General features: G+C 61.0%; 10 protein-coding genes. 5 read left to right on the top strand and 5 right to left on the bottom strand.

Annotated elements, in window-relative coordinates; genetic code table 11:
- Positions 1-8 precede the first annotated feature (8 nt).
- The 4 genes from aceF (at position 9) to msrA (ending at position 7,437) form a co-directional block, all read left to right on the top strand.
- Positions 9-1,967, top strand: coding sequence for a dihydrolipoyllysine-residue acetyltransferase (aceF, locus tag N8H71_RS08880; RefSeq protein WP_262193685.1), 1,959 nt, complete (start codon positions 9-11; stop codon positions 1,965-1,967).
- A 278-nt stretch (positions 1,968-2,245) separates the two neighbouring features.
- Entirely contained in the window at positions 2,246-3,643 is a 1,398-nt protein-coding gene (locus tag N8H71_RS08875; RefSeq protein ID WP_262193684.1) for an alkaline phosphatase D family protein, read from the top strand.
- A 238-nt stretch (positions 3,644-3,881) separates the two neighbouring features.
- Positions 3,882-6,578, top strand: a complete 2,697-nt coding sequence (locus N8H71_RS08870) for a putative bifunctional diguanylate cyclase/phosphodiesterase (protein ID WP_262193683.1) — start codon at positions 3,882-3,884, stop codon at positions 6,576-6,578.
- A 193-nt stretch (positions 6,579-6,771) separates the two neighbouring features.
- Positions 6,772-7,437 carry a peptide-methionine (S)-S-oxide reductase MsrA gene (msrA, locus tag N8H71_RS08865; RefSeq protein WP_262193682.1) on the top strand — a complete coding sequence of 222 codons (666 nt, stop codon included), beginning with the start codon at positions 6,772-6,774 and terminating at the stop codon, positions 7,435-7,437.
- A 49-nt stretch (positions 7,438-7,486) separates the two neighbouring features.
- On the opposite strand, the gene N8H71_RS08860 is transcribed toward msrA, so the two are convergent.
- The 5 genes from N8H71_RS08860 to putP all read right to left on the bottom strand — a co-directional run bounded on the left by N8H71_RS08860 (position 7,487) and on the right by putP (position 13,753).
- The gene (locus tag N8H71_RS08860; RefSeq protein ID WP_064382876.1) at positions 7,487-8,326 is read right to left on the bottom strand and encodes a 23S rRNA (adenine(2030)-N(6))-methyltransferase RlmJ; all 840 of its coding nucleotides are present in this window, start codon (positions 8,324-8,326) and stop codon (positions 7,487-7,489) included.
- Positions 8,327-8,551: 225 nt separating this feature from the next.
- Complete coding sequence (locus N8H71_RS08855) at positions 8,552-8,872, bottom strand: hypothetical protein (protein ID WP_085608455.1); 321 nt, start codon at positions 8,870-8,872, stop codon at positions 8,552-8,554.
- 331 nt (positions 8,873-9,203) lie between these two features.
- Positions 9,204-9,911, bottom strand: coding sequence for a DUF4123 domain-containing protein (locus tag N8H71_RS08850; RefSeq protein WP_262193680.1), 708 nt, complete (start codon positions 9,909-9,911; stop codon positions 9,204-9,206).
- Complete coding sequence (locus N8H71_RS08845; protein ID WP_262193679.1) at positions 9,901-11,916, bottom strand: type VI secretion system tip protein VgrG; 2,016 nt, start codon at positions 11,914-11,916, stop codon at positions 9,901-9,903. Before N8H71_RS08845 ends, N8H71_RS08850 begins: the two co-directional genes overlap by 11 nt.
- A 352-nt stretch (positions 11,917-12,268) precedes the next feature.
- Complete coding sequence (gene putP, locus N8H71_RS08840; protein WP_007952308.1) at positions 12,269-13,753, bottom strand: sodium/proline symporter PutP; 1,485 nt, start codon at positions 13,751-13,753, stop codon at positions 12,269-12,271.
- 459 nt (positions 13,754-14,212) lie between these two features.
- Here putP and putA point away from each other — a divergent pair, with 459 nt between their 5' ends.
- Entirely contained in the window at positions 14,213-18,166 is a 3,954-nt protein-coding gene (gene putA, locus N8H71_RS08835) for a trifunctional transcriptional regulator/proline dehydrogenase/L-glutamate gamma-semialdehyde dehydrogenase (protein ID WP_262193678.1), read from the top strand.
- Positions 18,167-18,290 lie beyond the last annotated feature (124 nt).

Below are 18,290 nucleotides of genomic sequence, written 5' to 3'. Positions count from 1 at the left end.
GAAACTCTGTGAGCGAACTCATTCGCGTACCTGACATCGGCAGCGGTGAAGGTGAAGTAATCGAACTGTTTGTGAAGGTCGGCGACCGTATCGAAGCCGACCAGAGCATCCTGACTCTGGAATCGGACAAGGCCAGCATGGAAGTGCCGGCCCCGAAGGCCGGCGTCATCAAGAGCCTGAAAGTGAAGCTGGGCGATCGCCTGAAAGAAGGCGACGAACTGCTGGAACTGGAAGTCGAGGGCGCCGCGCAAGCGGCCCCTGCTCCGGCTGCTGCTCCTGCCGCCAAGGCCGAAGCTGCACCGGCTGCCGCTCCTGCACCGGCTGCTCCAGCTGCTGCCCCTGCTGCCGCTTCGGTTCAGCAAGTGCACGTGCCGGATATCGGTTCGTCGGGCAAGGCCCAGATCATCGAGATCCAGGTCAAGGTCGGCGACACTGTCGAGGCTGATCAGTCGCTGATCACCCTGGAGTCCGACAAGGCGAGCATGGAAATCCCGTCGCCTGCCGCTGGCGTGGTCAAGGCCATCAGCGTCAAGTTGAACGACGAAGTCGGCACTGGCGACCTGATCCTGGATCTGGAAGTGGCGGGTGCCGCGGCCCCTGCTGCGGCCGCTCCGGCCCAGGCTGCTGCTCCAGCCGCTGCCGCTGCGCCGGCTCCGGCCGCCGCGCCTGCTGCTCCGGTGGCCGACAGCGTTCAGGACATCCATGTTCCGGACATCGGCTCGGCCGGCAAGGCCAAGATCATCGAAGTGCTGGTCAAGGCTGGCGACAGCGTTGAAGCCGATCAGTCGCTGATCACTCTGGAATCCGACAAGGCGAGCATGGAAATCCCGTCGCCTGCCGCTGGTGTGGTGGAAAGCATTTCCATCAAGCTGGATGACGAAGTCGGCACTGGCGACCTGATCCTCAAGCTGAAAGTCAAAGGCGCCGCTCCGGCTGCTGCCCCGGCTCCAGCTGCTGCTCCGAGCGCTCCGGCACCGGCCGCTGCTGCTCCGGCCGCCGCTGCACCTGCTGCTGCCGCTCCGGTTGCTGCTCCAGCCAAGCCTGGTGCGAAAGTTCACGCCGGCCCTGCCGTGCGTCAACTGGCTCGCGAGTTCGGCGTCGAGCTGAGCGCTGTCGGCGCCAGCGGTCCGCACGGTCGCATCCTGAAAGAAGACGTGCAGGTTTACGTCAAAGCCATGATGCAGAAGGCCAAGGAAGCACCGGCCGCTGCTGCTGGCGCAACCGGTGGCGCGGGCATTCCGCCGATTCCGGTCGTCGACTTCAGCCGTTTCGGCGAAATCGAAGAAGTACCGATGACCCGCCTGATGCAGGTCGGCGCTGCCAACCTGCACCGCAGCTGGCTGAACGTGCCGCACGTAACGCAATTCGACTCGGCGGATATCACCGAGCTGGAAGCGTTCCGCACCGCACAGAAAGCCGTCGCAGAGAAGGCCGGCGTCAAGCTGACCATCCTGCCGCTGCTGCTCAAGTCCTGCGCACACCTGCTCAAGGAACTGCCGGACTTCAACAGCTCGCTGGCTCCAAGCGGCAAGGCGATCATCCGCAAGAAATACGTGAACATCGGCTTCGCCGTCGACACCCCGGATGGCCTGCTGGTACCGGTCATCAAGAACGTCGACCAGAAGAGCCTGCTGCAACTGGCCGCCGAGGCCGCTTCCCTGGCTGAAAAAGCCCGGACCAAGAAGCTCTCGTCGGACGAGATGCAAGGTGCCTGCTTCACAATTTCCAGCCTCGGCCACATTGGCGGCACCGGTTTCACGCCGATCGTCAACGCGCCGGAAGTGGCGATCCTCGGTGTTTCCAAGGCAACCATTCAGCCAGTCTGGGACGGCAAAGCGTTCCAGCCGAAACTGATGCTGCCACTGTCGCTGTCCTACGATCACCGTGTGATCAACGGCGCCGCTGCTGCACGCTTCACCAAGCGTCTGAGCGACCTGCTGGCGGACATCCGCACTATCCTGCTGTAAAGCGCTCGGCCCTCCGGCAACGGAGGGCCGACCGCGTTCCACGTTTTCGAGCGCCACACGCTCGTACCTCAACCCCGTCAGTCTGGCGGGGCTTTTTTTTGCCTGAAATAACTGTTGCCCGTACTTTTCCCACAACTTGCGCTGATATAGGCCACGACTTCAGTCCACTTCCTGTCGATATTTTTCAGCAACAGGCAACTAACCTTGGCGCATCAAAGTTGCGCTAACGAGCCAGGCAACTTTATTACTCACCAACACTTATTCGAATGGACTCGAACATGCTTAAACCTACTGTCGGCCCGATCGTTGGCCACACGACAACTAATCAGGCGCGAATCTTTATTCGCGGCGGACTGCAACATAACACAGCCGTATTTGCCGGCATTCGCTATCGGATATTGGATTCGAAACAATGGCAACCGGGCCAGTTTGTCAAACTGGATTCAACCCGCGACATGACTGAAGTTCTGGTGCTCGATCATTTACAAGCCGACACCGACTACGAATACCAGACCGGCTGGTTCAGCCCGATGAGTCCCGTCCACACCATCCACAGCGTGGCGGAGTTGCCACTGCAATGGCCAAAGGAGACTTATCGCCTGCGTACCCGCAGCGACCAGTCTTTGCAGCCGCGCGCCTACATCCTTGGTTCCTGTCGCTACCTGCGCATGACCTCCGGCATCCCGGCCCTCCCGCATCTGGGCGACCGGATCTTCGCGTCCATCAGCCAACTGATCGAAGGCGCGCAGCCAGCGATCAGCGCAATCATGATGTGTGGCGATCAGATCTACGCGGACGATTTGAACCTGTTCGCCCCGGATCGCAACTATGACGAATTCATTGCAAAGTACCGTGCGGCGTTTTCTCTGCCCAATATTCGACGACTGATGTCGGAGACTTCGACTTACATGATTCTCGATGATCATGAAATAGAAGATAACTGGCCAATGAACGCCAACGAGTCCGATGAAACACTGTTTCGCAATGCGATGAAGGCTTATGAACTCTATCAAGCCAGTCATGGCCCGGCTTATTCAGCAGCAACTAACGGAACAATCGACCATAGTTCACTTAAGCACTACTGGTACCCATTCAGCGACGGCGATATCGAATGGTTTGTGACGGACAGTCGGACTCGCCGCAACTTGTCGAACGACAACCGCCGTATCCTCGATGAAGAACAGGAACAGGCCTTGTGCAAGTGGCTGATCGAGAGCCCGGCGCGGGTCAAGTTCGTGGTCACCAGCGTCATGTTCTACCCTGACCGCAAAATGAACGGCGATGATGCCTGGGCAGGCTTTCCCGAACAGCGCCTGCGCCTGCTGGAGACCATCCGCCGGCATCGGCTCAGGAACGTCGTGTTCATTTCCGGCGATGTCCATGGCTCGCTGACCAGCCGCCTGAGCCACAGCGAAGACCCCGACTTCGAAGTACATACCGTCGTGTCCTCGCCGCTGAGCAACAGCAAACTGCTGCCCTACGCCACCACCGCGACCTTCAAGCTCGACCAGCCGCTAGCGCAGGCCGAGGCAGGCGAATACCGGCACGCGCTGACCAGCCAGGTCATCAGCCAGGACAACTTTGCGCACATGGTGGTCGAGGCCGGACGGATCCAGGTCAACTATCACGACCGCGATGGCAGGCACCTGCAATCCATCGATATTCCGTTGCGATGAATTCAGCGGCACGACCGTTCCGGATGCCCGAAGGCTCTGGAACGGTCATCTCCGCGCTTGACAGCATTAGTTTCCAGCAAGTGCTGGAGAAATGTTCACTGCAGCCGACATATTCTTATAGCACTTGGCCTTCATGTCTCTTGTCAGTCGGTGCCGCAATGATGCAACCTTGCCGCAGGCAACAGTAAAGAGGGCGAGAGCCCGGCGCGTTCAGCAAATTTCCAAGCGAGTTCCCTTCATGAAGAGCCAACCCGATGCCGCCAGCCGTATGGCGGCCGAGGTAGTGACGCAGTTGCCTGTGCCCTCGCGGCTCGGCATGCTGCGTTTCGAGCGCCTGAATGAAGCCAGCTGGGCGATGCTGTTTCTCGATCCCAACTGCGAACGCCAGTTCGGTCAGCCCGCCGTCGAACTCTGCGCCCTGGTCGGCTCGCCCTACGCCAGCCTGATGGAGCCCGAAGCGCGCTATCAGCTGCACGACGCGATCCAGCAACAACTCGGCGACAGCCCGCATTATCTGGTGCGCTACACCCTGCACACCGCCGCCGGCGCGCTGAGCATTCTTGAACTCGGCGAAGCCTACAAACAGCACAACCGCCACTTGCTGCGCGGTTACCTGCTGGCGGTCGACAACGTGTTCGACGAAGCACCACCGCTGCCGTCCGTCGACCTGGAAACCCAGAATTCACGCCTGCAAATTGCCCTGGAGCTCAACCAGCGGGCCCAGCAGGAACAGCTGCAACATCTGGAGCGGGTGCGCGCCCAGCAGGACCTGATCCTGTTGCTGGCCCGCCAGCGTTACAGCAGCCAGAACTCCCTGCAGGAAGCCGCCGAGCTGATTACTCGCTGCGCCTGCGATATCTACGAAATCGACTGCGCCAGCCTGTGGAACCTTGAAGGCCAGAAGCTGGTGCCGATCTCGGCGTACCACCGCGCCACCCAGGAATACATCCTGCCGGAGGTGATCGACGTCAGCGGCTTCCCCGATTACATGGACGCGCTGCACGGCAGCCGCGCCATCGACGCGCACAACGCGATGCGCGACCCGCGTACCCGGGAAATGGCCGAAGCCCTGCGCCCGCGTGACGTCAACGCCATGCTCGACGCCAGCATCCGCGTCGACGGCCAGGTGGTCGGCGTGTTGTGCCTGGAGCAGACCGGCGTCACCCGCGCCTGGCAGTCCGACGAAATCGCCTTTGCCGGTGAACTGGCCGACCAGTTCGCCCAGGTCATCAACAATCACAACCGCCGCACCGCCACTAGCGCCCTGCACCTGTTCCAGCGCGCGGTCGAGCAAAGTGCCAACGCCTTTTTGCTGGTCAATTGCGACGGCGTGGTCGAATACGTCAACCCGAGCTTTACCGCCATCACCCAGTACACCACCGAGGAAGTCCACGGCCAGCGCCTGTCTGAGCTGCCGGCCCTGGAAAACCTCAGCGAACTGTTGTTCGACGCGCCCTCCGCGCTGGCCAAGAGCAATAGCTGGCAAGGCGAATTCAAGAGCCGCCGCAAGAACCTCGAACCCTACTGGGGCCAGTTGTCGATCTCCAAGGTCTATGGCGACAACCGTGAGCTGACGCATTACATCGGCATCTACGAAGACATCACCCAGACCAAACTGGCGCAGCAGCGCATCGAGCGCCTGGCTTACACCGACAACCTGACCAACCTCGGCAACCGGCCTGCATTTATCCGCAACCTGGATGAGCGCTTCGCCCGAGACAGCGATACCCCGATCAGCCTGCTGCTGGTGGACATCGACAACTTCAAGCGGATCAACGACAGCCTCGGTCACCAGACCGGCGACAAACTGTTGATCAGCCTGGCGCGGCGCCTGCGTAACAGCCTGAGCCCTAGCGGCAGCCTGGCGCGATTCGCCAGTAACGAATTCGCGGTGCTGCTCGACAACACCGACCTTGAGGCCGGCCAACAGATCGCCAGCCAGCTGCTGCTGACCCTCGACAAACCGATGTTCGTCGACAACCAGTTGATCAGTGTCACCGGTTCCGTGGGCCTGGCCTGCGCACCGCTGCACGGCCGCGACCCGCAGACCCTGATGCGCAACGCCGGCCTCGCCCTGCACAAGGCCAAGGCCAACGGCAAACATCAGGTGCAGGTGTTCACCGAAGCGCTGAACGCCGAGGCCAGCTACAAGCTGTTCGTCGAGAACAACCTGCGCCGCGCCCTGACCCAGAACGAACTGGACGTGTTCTATCAGCCGAAGCTGTGCCTGCGCAGCGGTCGATTGCTGGGCATGGAAGCGCTGCTGCGCTGGAACCACCCGGAACGCGGCATGATCCGCCCGGACCAGTTCATCAGCGTCGCCGAGGAAACCGGCCTGATCATTCCGATCGGCAAGTGGATCGCCCGCCAGGCCTGCCGCATGAGCAAGGCGCTGACCGCCGCCGGCATGGGCAATCTGCAGGTGGCAATCAACCTGTCGCCCAAACAGTTCTCCGACCCGGATCTGGTGGCCTCGATCGCCAACATCCTCAAGGAAGAAGCGCTACCGGCCAATCTGCTGGAGCTGGAGTTGACCGAAGGCCTGCTGCTGGAAGCCACCGAAGACACCCACTTGCAGCTCGACCAGCTCAAGCGCCTGGGCCTGACCCTGGCCATGGACGACTTCGGCACCGGTTACTCGTCGCTCAGCTACCTGAAAAAATTCCCGATCGACATCATCAAGATCGATCGCAGCTTCATCCATGAAATCCCGGACAACCAGGACGACATGGAAATCACCTCCGCCGTGATCGCCATGGCCCACAACCTGAAACTCAAGGTCGTGGCCGAAGGCATCGAGACCGCCGAGCAGCTGGCGTTCCTGCGTCGCCACCGCTGCGACGTCGGCCAGGGCTACCTGTTCGACCGGCCGATTCCGGGCGGCGAGCTTATCCAGGCGCTCAAGCGCTACCCGCGCGGCCCGCTCTGCCTCTAAATCCCATAATCCCCCCAACCCTGTGGGAGCGAGCTTGCTCGCGAAAGCGGTGGGTCAGTCACTGCAAATGTTGAATGGATCGCCGCCTTCGCGAGCAAGCTCGCTCCCACATTTGAATAGTGCGAAATCAGGCATCATTGGGCACACTGACGGTCTGACTTTTTACATCCCATCCTGACTGAGAGGAACGATCATGGTTCTGCGCTCGGAAATTCTGGTGAACAAAAACGTGCTACCGACTAAAGAACAAGCTCTGCCTGGCCGCGAAACCGCGATGTCCCTGCCTGAAAAGCACTTTGTGTTCGAAGACACGCCACTGCTCGGCCCGTTTTTCGAAGACGTCGATTTCGCGATCTTCGGCCTGGGCTGCTTCTGGGGTGCGGAACGCCGCTTCTGGCAGCGCGAAGGCGTGGTCAGCACCGTGGTCGGTTACGCCGGCGGTTACACGCCGAACCCGACCTACGAAGAAGTCTGTTCGGGCCTGACCGGCCACGCTGAAGTGGTGCTGGTGGTGTATGACAAGGCCAAGGTCAGCTACGAAGAGCTGCTGGCGATGTTCTGGGAATTGCACAACCCGACGCAGGGCATGCGCCAAGGCAACGACATCGGCACCCAGTACCGCTCGGTGATCTACGCGACCCACCCGGAGCAACTGGATGCGGCGCTGAAGAGCAAGGCTGTTTATCAGGCTGAGCTGTCGAAGGCAGGTCTGGGTGAAATCAGCACCGAGATTGAACAGGCCCCGACCGTTTACTTCGCCGAGACCTATCACCAGCAGTACCTGGCGAAAAATCCGGAAGGCTACTGCGGGATTGGCGGCACCGGCGTTTGCATGCCACCGAGTCTGGCGGGTAACTGAGCCCGCCCTGATCGCTCCCGCGCTATGTGCGGGAGCGATTGACGGTTGATCAGCTCTCGGCGATCAACCAGTCCATCTGCCACCCACCCTGGGTCTGGCCCAGTTTCTTGGACAGCCACGGCAGCAGCTCACGCAATTCTTCCTCCAGCCCCCACGGCGGATTGGCAATTGCCAGGCCAGAGCCATTCAGGCTGTTCGGCGTGTCCAGCGGATGCACCAGCAGCTCGACCCGCAGCAACTTCGGCGCACCGGTGCCGGCCAGATCCTGATAGAAACGACGCAATGCGCGCTGGTCTTTCACCGGGTACCAGATCGCGGCCACGGTCTGGCGCATGCGCGAGATCGCCTCTTTCAAGGACGCCGCGCAACGTTGCATCTCGTCGAGTTTCTCGAACGGCGGATCGATCAGCATCACCGCACGTTTCTCGGCCACCGGCAGCAACGCCCGCGCCACATGCCAGCCTTCACCCAGATGCACGGCCACACGGCGGTCGCCCTTCATGTTGTCCTTGAGCAGTACGCCGTCTTCCGGGTGCTTCTCGTTGAGCAGCACGCGATCCTGGGAACGGGTCAGACGCCGCGCCAGCTCAGGCGAACCCGGGTAATAGCGCAACTGGCCATCCGGGTTCATCTCGTGCAGCACTTTCATGTAATCGGCGGTCAGCGCCGGCAGATCCGGCTGATCCCACAACCGCGCGATGCCTTCCAGATACTCGCCGGTACGATTGGCCTGATCACCCTGCAGGTCATACAGACCGATACCGGCGTGGCTGTCGAGATAGGCAAACGGCTGCTCCTTGCGCGACATCAGGGCGATGAGGCGGGTCAAGGTCAGGTGTTTGAACACATCGGCGTGATTGCCGGCATGGAAGGCGTGACGATAATTCATGGCTGCTCCTGCGAGGGCCGTGAAGTTTACCTTTTACCGAGCGGCAAGTCAGGGGCTCGCAGCTGAGCGGCGTCCCGCTGCACTGATGATCGTTCCCACGCTCTGCGTGGGAATGCCTCCAGGGACGCTCCGCGTTCCAGGCGTCCACCGCAATCGTGGCTGACACCCCATGTGACGCGGAGCGTCAAAGGCTGCATTCCCACGCGGAGCTTGGGAACGATCGAGTCAGGACGGTATGGCGTGTAGGCGTTTGCCAATCACATCCAGCACATCACAGCCGTCACGCAGCGGTATCACGCAGAGCTGGGCGAAGTCGCTGAGGATGACCGAGTCGCACTCGACCGAGCCGCGCATGCACATGTTTTCCAGGACCTGAATGACGGCGCGGATGCGGTAGTTGGCGGCGTCCATCAGGATGTCGAGCGGGGCGTGGGTGTCGATGAACAGGGTGGGCATGTCGTTGCAGTTGCTGGTCAGCGCCATGAGGCGGTTGTTGGGGTGAGGGATGAATGGTTCGTAGGGTGGATCTGGATGAAGCGTGCTCATTGTTTAATCCTCTGGTAGTGAAAGAGGCGCACACCGTTTCCCTCCTACAGGATTGGGTGGCAGCCATGCGCGGGGTAGGAGGACTGAGACCAGAGCACTCAGCCACGCCAAAGCGTGCCCGCGCATAACCGCCGCAAAGGATCTTACGGTCGAGCGAAGACTGCCGCAAATCGGGCAACGACGCTTATGCACTGCTCTGAAATCAGGGCTCCTACGCCCTGCCTCCACACTTGCGGAGACAACCAAAGACTATCCCCGCACCACCGCGCCCACCAGTTCACGCAAACCGCCGCAACTCGCAGGAAACGTCCGAAGCCTTTGCCCGGAAATTTCACTCTGACTCGTCCCGCAAGTAGTCCAGCAATGCCGAAGCCGACGATTCATCCGAAGTCGAAACCGCAAAAAACCTGACAACCTTGCAACGCAAAACATCGGCGGGAAATGCCTCGAACAACGCCGGCTGCTCCTCGCTCAACCACTGCAAGGCGTTGTTGATCCGGGCATCATCGTCGAACTGCTCCAGCAACTTTTCCGGCACCGACCACCAAGGAAACTCCCGCCCCGAGACCCGCGCCCTGCCCCCGATTTCGACGGTCTGACCGTTGACCAATCCTCGCGTGAGGACCGGCAGCAATTGCCCGGTATCCACGTCGGACGACTCAAGGATCGGCAACAAATACCGCCCATCCCAAAACCGGAAGAACACCGCCTTCCCGTCAGGCATCAGCGCCTGGGTCAAACTGCGAAAGTGCTCGACCACCGCCTCAAGCCCCGCCGAAGAAACCGCCAGCCAACCCCAGTCGCGGGATTCGGTGGTCGCGACCCAATCCAGAAACTCACTGCCCGAGTCGACGATTCCCACGTAGGGCATCACCGCATCCCACTCGGCATAGATCGTTTCCGCCCAGACCGGTTTCGGCATCTGCGCCTTCATCGGCCAGGCCTTCAGTGGCTCTGCCGCACTGGCGCTACTGAAAATCGCGAACAACTGCTCCGACGGCTTCAGCGGCTCATTCTTCAACCATTGATCAGGCTGCACAGACACCCTCCTTGCAGCGCTCGCATTCTTCGCAGAACGGTGCGTCTCCTTTAAGGCTCATGATTTGCGCGGCAGTCAGAATCGCTGCCGGTGCGGCCACCAGTTTCTCAGGCAAACCCGGCACTGTCGGCGCAGCACTCATCGCCGCCATCGGCGCACCACCCACAACAATCGGCACACTGCTGAAAATCCCGCCGGGGCCGATGTTGATCCACTGCCCGCCCGCCTGGATCGTCGCGCTCGCCCCGCCGTCGATCACCACCTGCTGGCCAGCGCTGACATGAAATTGCGCACTGGCGTTGATCGCCTGATTGCTCACACGGATGTGTCGGTCGCCGGTCACAGTGAGGTGGTCGTCCTGCTTCACCTCGGTCTGCCGCTGACCGTGGGTGATGCGCTGTTCATCAGCTTTCAGCTCATGTTTGGCAAGGCCGGTGACGACGACACTGCGCTGGTTGTCGACCTGCACCTGTTGATCATTCAACACATGCTGTATCCAGTTTCGCTGGGCCCGCAGGTAGATTTCCTCGGCGCCTTTGCGATCCTCGATGCGCAATTCGTTGTAACCGCCGCCGCCCGGACTACTCTGGCTGCGGAAAATACTGCGGGTCTTGTCGGCCGGCAGATCGAGCGGCACCGGGGTGGCGGCGTTCGGCAGGCAACCCATGACCAGCGGTTTGTCGGCATCGGAATCGATGAACCCCACCAGCACTTCCATGCCGACCCGCGGAATCAGCACGCTGCCATACCGGTCATGGGCCCAGCCGCTGGCAACCCGCAGCCAGCAACTGGAATGCTCGTTGAGTTCGCCGTCGCGATCCCAGGCCAGTTGCACCTTGACCCGACCGTACTCGTCGCAATGGATTTCACTGTCTTGCGGGCCGGTGACCACGGCCGGTTGATAACCGAGCATCCGAGGTTTTTCCGGGCCCATCGGCGGGCGGAAGAACACGTCCCACGGCGTGGCGAGAAAGGTATTACGGTAACCCTGGAATTCGTCGCCATCGCTGGTCACCGATTCCTCCAGCACTTGCGGCTGTCGGCCATGGTGTTCGATAGCGGTCAGCAGCCAGAGGTCATTCAAATCCTGACGCGGATGCTCGCTCAGTTGCAGGAAATGTCCGCTGACCAAGGCAGATTGATCGCTGCGCCCCTCGGCCTGCCGGTAGTCGGCGACATGTCGTTCAAGGGTGCGCTGGGCCAGTTGCTTGCCAGTGGCGCGCTCGGTGAACTGGCCGGGGAAATGGTAATCCTCCAGCACCGGACGCTGTTCGCTTTCCACCCGACTCTGCAGCGGCAGACGCGGTTTGGTGAAGTCGTAATCACGTGGGGTGACCACGCTGGTGCGGGTTTCCACCCGGACGGTGAAGCGCTTGATCGCCGGTGCCGCCGCAGCCATGCCGCTGCCCGGCAGGTACAGCGTCGGCCCGGCCAGACGCGGGAACACCGTTTGATCGTCGCCGAACACCAACAAATGCCCGTCCGGGCTGTGCTGAAAGTGGAAATGAATGCCCACTTCGGCACACAGCCGCTGGATGAACGCCAGATCGCTCTCGGCGTACTGCACACAGTATTCACGCGGCGGGTAATCGCTGCCGAGGCGAAATTCGAAGGCATCGCGCAGGATCGCGTGATCCTTGAGGATCTGCGTCACGATCTGCGGCACGCTTTGGTGCTGGAAAATTCGCTGGTTGATCCGGTGACCCAGATAGGCCAGACGCGGAACGAGGCTGACGTGATAGCGGGTCAGACGCTTGCCGGAATCCCCCTGCCCGACTCGATAGATCTGACCGTGGATACCGGAACCGTCTTCATCAAAACCCAGAAACGCCTGACAGTGCAGCAGGCTCTCCAGATCCAGATCCGGCCGTTCACTGACCAGTTCCAGGTCGAAGCGGAAGGGTTGGCTGATGGCTTCCTTGCCCGTGAACTCAAGGACTTTGAGGTCAAACCGGGCGCCTTCGACGGTCAACGTGAAACGCGGTTGATTGGCAGGCGCGAACATCCGATGTCTCTCTGCAGTATGAAGGCGGGCGATTCTGCATGAGGGGCAAGGGGGGCAGGTTGGGAGACTGAAAAATCAGATTTCCCCTACTTGAAACTTCGAACTCCCCTTCAAAAATCGGAGCATTCGACTACAGACACTTCTTTCAGAAACATCACCAGTTCCTGTGGGAGCGAGCCTGCTCGCGAATGCAGTGTGTCAGAAAAACAAATGTGAACTGACAGGACGCTTTCGCGAGCAAGCTCGCTCCCACAGGGCTTCTGGGTACTTTCAAAGAACTTGCAGGCAATAAAAAACGGCCCGCTTCCTATAGGAAACGGGCCGTTTTCTTGTGAGCCTCAGCTCATGTCCATCACTTGTTCAGATGGAAATCTTTCTCGGCCGCTTCAAAGCGCTGAACCATGCCGGCGCTCGGCTGGCCCATCAGGCTGACGAAGTAGATGGCCAGGCTGGCGAAGATGAAGCCCGGGATGATTTCGTACAGACCCAGCAGCTCGAAGTGCTTCCACACGATCACGGTGATCGCGCCGACCAGGATGCCGGCCAGTGCGCCGTCACGGGTCATTTTCTTCCAGATCACCGAGATCAGCACGACTGGACCGAAGGCTGCACCGAAACCGGCCCAGGCGTAGGACACCAGACCCAGCACGCGGTTGTCCGGGTTGGCAGCCATCGCGATGGCGATCAGTGCAACCAGCAACACCATGGCGCGACCGACCCATACCAGCTCGACTTGCGAAGCGGATTTACGCAGGAAAGTCTTGTAGAAGTCTTCGGTCAGGGCGCTCGAGCACACCAGCAACTGGCAGCTCAGGGTGCTCATCACCGCAGCCAGAATGGCCGACAGCAGCACACCGGCAATCCACGGGTTGAACAGGAGCTTGGCCAGTTCGATGAACACACGTTCGTGGTTCTCGGTGACTGGACCGGCGACTTCCGGGTGCGCCGAGAAGTAAGCGATACCGAAGAAGCCCACGGCCACGGTGCCACCCAGGCACAGAATCATCCAGGTCATGGAGATGCGACGGGCGTTGGCGATGGATTTCACCGAGTCAGCGGCCATGAAGCGCGCCAGGATGTGCGGCTGGCCGAAGTAGCCCAGGCCCCAACCCATCAGCGAGATGATGCCGATGAAGGTGGTGTTTTTCAGCATGTCGAAGTTGCTTGGATCTTGCGCTTCGATGGCCAGGAACGTGGTGTCGACGCCGCCGGTGGCCAGCAGCACGATGATTGGCGTCAGCAGCAGGGCGAAGATCATCAGGGTGGCTTGTACGGTGTCGGTCCAGCTGACCGCGAGGAAACCACCGACGAAGGTGTAGGCAATTGTCGCGGCAGCACCGGCCCACAGCGCTGTCTCGTAGGACATGCCGAAGGTGCTTTCGAACAGACGGGCACCGGCAACGATGCCGGAAGCGCAGTAGATGGTGAAGAACACCAGAATCACGACTGCCGAAATGATGCGCAGCAGACCGCTTTTGTCTTCGAAACGGCTGGCGAAGTAGTCCGGCAGCGTCAGCGCATCACCATTGTGTTCGGTTTGAACACGCAGACGGCCGGCGACGAACAGCCAGTTCAGGTAGGCACCGACGATCAGGCCGATGGCGATCCAGCTTTCGGACAGGCCGGACATGTAGATGGCGCCCGGCAGGCCCATCAGCAACCAGCCGCTCATGTCGGAAGCGCCGGCGGACAATGCGGTCACCACGCTGCCCAGGCTGCGGCCGCCCAGAATGTAGTCGGAAAGGTTGTTGGTGGAGCGATAGGCCATGAAGCCGATCAGCACCATTGCTGCGATGTAGATCACGAACGTGATCAGGGTTGGATTGCTTGCGCTCATTACGTACGTGCCCTGGCTTTGTTTTTATGTAGCGGCGGCGGTTGCACCGTTTGCAGACTGACGTCTGACAGACGATTCGCACAGCCACGCATTTATGACCAATGTTTCCCCAGGAAAGCCATTGGCCGGTACACCGGGTTGTCCCGGTTGCACCTTGGGCGCGAATCCTATGCAACAAAGCAAAACAGGTGCAACCAGTTTCTTGAGAATTAGTTGCACCTACGTCGGATTTTTTACTGGAAACCGCTGAATCTGCACCGTTCCGGCGCAGTAACATCCCGCCATCTGCCCTGAAAGCACCCATCTAGAGCATTCGTTTCAAAGCTGAAATTTATTCCTGACAAGTTGCCGAATATTCCGACAAAAAAAGGGTTGCACCCGGTTGCACCTCTTTGAGCTCGCGGCTAATCTTGCCGCCAGCTGTTGTCGCGCAACTGCGGCACCTATGAGGATAAAAATATGGCTACCACCACCCTTGGGGTCAAACTCGATGACCCGACCCGCGAGCGCCTGAAGGCCGCCGCAACCTCGATTGATCGCACGCCGCACTGGCTGATCAAGCAGGCAATTTTCAATTACCTGGAAAAACTCGAGGGTGGTGCAACCCTGACCGAGCTGAACGGTTTGACCGCCAAGGACGCCGACGACGCGGGCGAAGTCCATACCGATCACGCTCACCAATGCTTCCTTGAATTCGCCGAAAGCATCCTGCCGCAATCGGTGCTGCGTGCCTCGATCACCGCCGCTTACCGTCGCCCTGAGCCGGAAGTCGTGCCGATGTTGATCGAGCAGGCTCGCCTGCCGGCACCGATGGCCGAAGCCACCAACAAACTCGCCGCAACCATCGCGGAAAAACTGCGTAACCAGAAGAGTGCCGGCGGTCGTGCAGGCATTGTTCAGGGTCTGCTGCAGGAATTTTCCCTGTCGTCCCAGGAAGGCGTGGCACTGATGTGCCTGGCCGAAGCGCTGCTGCGCATCCCGGACAAGGGCACTCGCGATGCACTGATCCGCGACAAGATCAGCACCGGCAACTGGCAGCCGCACCTGGGCAACAGCCCGTCGCTGTTCGTCAACGCGGCGACCTGGGGCCTGCTGCTGACCGGCAAACTGGTCTCCACCCACAACGAAGCCGGCCTGACTTCATCCCTGAGCCGCATCATCGGCAAGAGCGGCGAGCCGATGATCCGCAAGGGCGTCGACATGGCCATGCGCCTGATGGGCGAGCAGTTCGTGACCGGCGAAACCATCGCCGAAGCCCTGGCCAACGCGAGCAAGTTCGAAGCCAAGGGCTTCCGTTATTCCTACGACATGCTCGGTGAAGCGGCGCTGACCGAACACGACGCCCAGAAGTACCTGGCCTCGTACGAACAAGCCATTCACTCGATCGGCAAAGCGTCCCACGGCCGTGGGATTTATGAAGGCCCGGGCATCTCGATCAAACTGTCCGCCCTGCACCCGCGCTACAGCCGCGCCCAGTACGAGCGCGTGATGGACGAGCTGTACCCGCGCCTGCTGTCGCTGACCCTGCTGGCCAAGCAATACGACATCGGCCTGAACATCGACGCCGAAGAAGCCGACCGCCTGGAGCTGTCGCTGGATCTGCTCGAGCGCCTGTGCTTCGAGCCGCAACTGACTGGCTGGAACGGCATCGGTTTCGTGATCCAGGCCTACCAGAAGCGTTGCCCGTACGTGATCGACTACGTGATCGACCTGGCTCGCCGCAGCCGTCATCGCCTGATGATCCGTCTGGTGAAAGGCGCGTACTGGGACAGCGAAATCAAGCGCGCCCAGGTCGAAGGCCTGGAAGGCTATCCGGTCTACACCCGCAAGGTGTACACCGACGTTTCCTACATCGCCTGCGCCCGCAAACTGCTGTCGGTGCCGGAAGTCATCTACCCGCAGTTCGCCACGCACAACGCCCACACTCTGTCGGCGATTTATCACATTGCCGGTCAGAACTATTACCCGGGCCAGTACGAATTCCAGTGCCTGCACGGCATGGGCGAACCGTTGTACGAGCAGGTTGTAGGCAAGGTTTCCGAAGGCAAGCTGAACCGTCCGTGCCGTGTGTACGCTCCGGTCGGCACCCACGAAACCCTGCTGGCGTACCTCGTACGTCGTCTGCTGGAAAACGGCGCCAACACTTCGTTCGTCAACCGCATCGCCGACCAGTCGATTTCGATCCAGGAACTGGTGGCCGATCCGGTTGCTCAGATCGAGCAGATGGCAACCGTGGAAGGTGGTTTCGGCCTGCCGCACCCGCGCATTCCGCTGCCGCGTGATCTGTATGGTTCCGAGCGCGCCAACTCCAGCGGCATCGACATGGCCAACGAACATCGTCTGGCCTCGCTGTCCTGCGCCCTGCTGGCCACCGCACACAACAACTGGAAAGCCGCGCCGATGCTCGGTTGCGCCTCCAGCAACGAAGCGCCGGCACCGGTGCTGAACCCGTCCGATCTGCGTGACGTGGTCGGCCACGTGCAGGAAGCCACCGTCGAAGACGTCGACAACGCCATTCAATGCGCCCTGAACGCCGCACCGATCTGGCAGGCCACCCCGCCCGCCGAGCGCGCTGCGATTCTGGAGCGTGCCGCTGACCTGATGGAAGGCGAGATCCAGCCGCTGATGGGCCTGCTGGCCCGTGAAGCCGGCAAGACCTTCGCCAACGCCATCGCCGAAGTCCGCGAAGCCGTCGACTTCCTGCGTTATTACGCGGTGCAGGCACGCAACGATTTCAGCAACGACGCCCACCGCCCACTGGGCCCGGTGGTCTGCATCAGCCCGTGGAACTTCCCGCTGGCGATCTTCAGCGGTCAAGTCGCCGCCGCACTGGCCGCCGGTAACCCGGTGCTGGCCAAACCGGCCGAACAGACTCCGCTGGTCGCCGCACAAGCCGTGCGTCTGCTGCTCGAAGCCGGGATTCCGGAAGGCGTGCTGCAACTGCTGCCGGGGCGCGGTGAAACTGTCGGCGCCGGTCTGGTGGGCGATGAGCGCGTCAAAGGCGTGATGTTCACCGGTTCCACCGAAGTCGCGCGCCTGTTGCAACGCAACATCGCCGGTCGCCTCGACAACCAGGGCCGTCCGATTCCGCTGATCGCCGAAACCGGCGGCCAGAACGCGATGATCGTCGACTCTTCGGCCCTGACCGAACAGGTAGTGATCGACGTGGTGTCGTCGGCTTTCGACAGCGCCGGCCAGCGTTGCTCGGCCCTGCGTGTCCTGTGCTTGCAGGAAGATTCCGCTGATCGCGTCATCGAAATGCTCAAAGGCGCGATGGCTGAAAGCCGTCTCGGCAACCCGGAGCGCCTGTCCGTGGACATTGGCCCGGTGATCGACGCCGAAGCCAAGGCCGGTATCGAGAAGCACATCCAGGGCATGCGCGACAAAGGTCGCAACGTGTACCAGGTGGCCATCGCCGATGCCGAGGAAGTCAAACGCGGCACCTTCGTCATGCCGACCCTGATCGAGCTGGAAAGCTTCGACGAGCTGCAACGCGAGATCTTTGGCCCGGTGCTGCACGTGGTGCGCTACAAGCGTAAAGAGATCGACCAGTTGATCGCCCAGATCAATGCCTCCGGTTACGGCCTGACCCTCGGCGTGCACACCCGCATCGACGAGACCATCGCCAAGGTGATCGACAACGTCAACGCCGGTAACGTCTACGTCAACCGCAACATCGTGGGTGCCGTAGTTGGCGTTCAGCCGTTCGGTGGTGAAGGCCTGTCGGGTACGGGTCCAAAAGCCGGTGGCCCGCTGTACCTGTACCGTCTGCTGTCGACGCGTCCTACCGATGCCATCGAACAATCCTTCGCTCGCGGTGATGCTGCCGTGGCACCGGACGTTCGTCTGCGCGATGCCCTGAGCAAACCGCTGGTTGCCCTGAAAGCCTGGGCCGACAGCAACAAGTTCGCCGACCTGAGCACCCTGTGCGTGCAGTACGCAGCGCAGTCGCAAAGCGGTATCACCCGCGTACTGGCCGGCCCGACCGGCGAGAAGAACAGCTACGCGATCCTGCCGCGCGAGCACGTGCTGTGCCTGGCGGACATCGAAGGTGATCTGCTGACTCAACTCGCTGCGGTACTGGCGGTGGGCGGTTCGGCGGTCTGGCCGGAATCCGACACCAGCAAGGCATTGTTCGCACGCCTGCCGAAGGAAATTCAGGCGCGGATCAAACTGGTTTCCGACTGGAACAAGGACGACGTGGTGTTCGATGCGGTTCTGCATCACGGCCATTCCGACCAGTTGCGTGCGGTCTGCCAGCAGATCGCCAAGCGTGCCGGCGCCATCGTTGGGGTTCAAGGCCTGTCCCAGGGCGAGACCAACATTGCGCTGGAGCGTCTGGTGATCGAGCGCGCGTTGAGCGTCAACACCGCAGCGGCGGGCGGTAACGCCAGCCTGATGACTATCGGCTAACCCCGATCAGCCGGACGCCTACTCAGGTGTCCGGCCCAGTAATAAACCCTGTGGGAGCGAGCTTGCTCGCGAAGGCGGTCTGCCAGTCAACGCAAATGTTGAATGCTGTCTCTTATACACATCT

Origin of the sequence: Pseudomonas koreensis (assembly GCF_025447595.1) — a bacterium.
Classification (GTDB): domain Bacteria; phylum Pseudomonadota; class Gammaproteobacteria; order Pseudomonadales; family Pseudomonadaceae; genus Aquipseudomonas; species Aquipseudomonas koreensis_H.
This window is presented reverse-complemented; position numbering and strand designations above follow the sequence as displayed.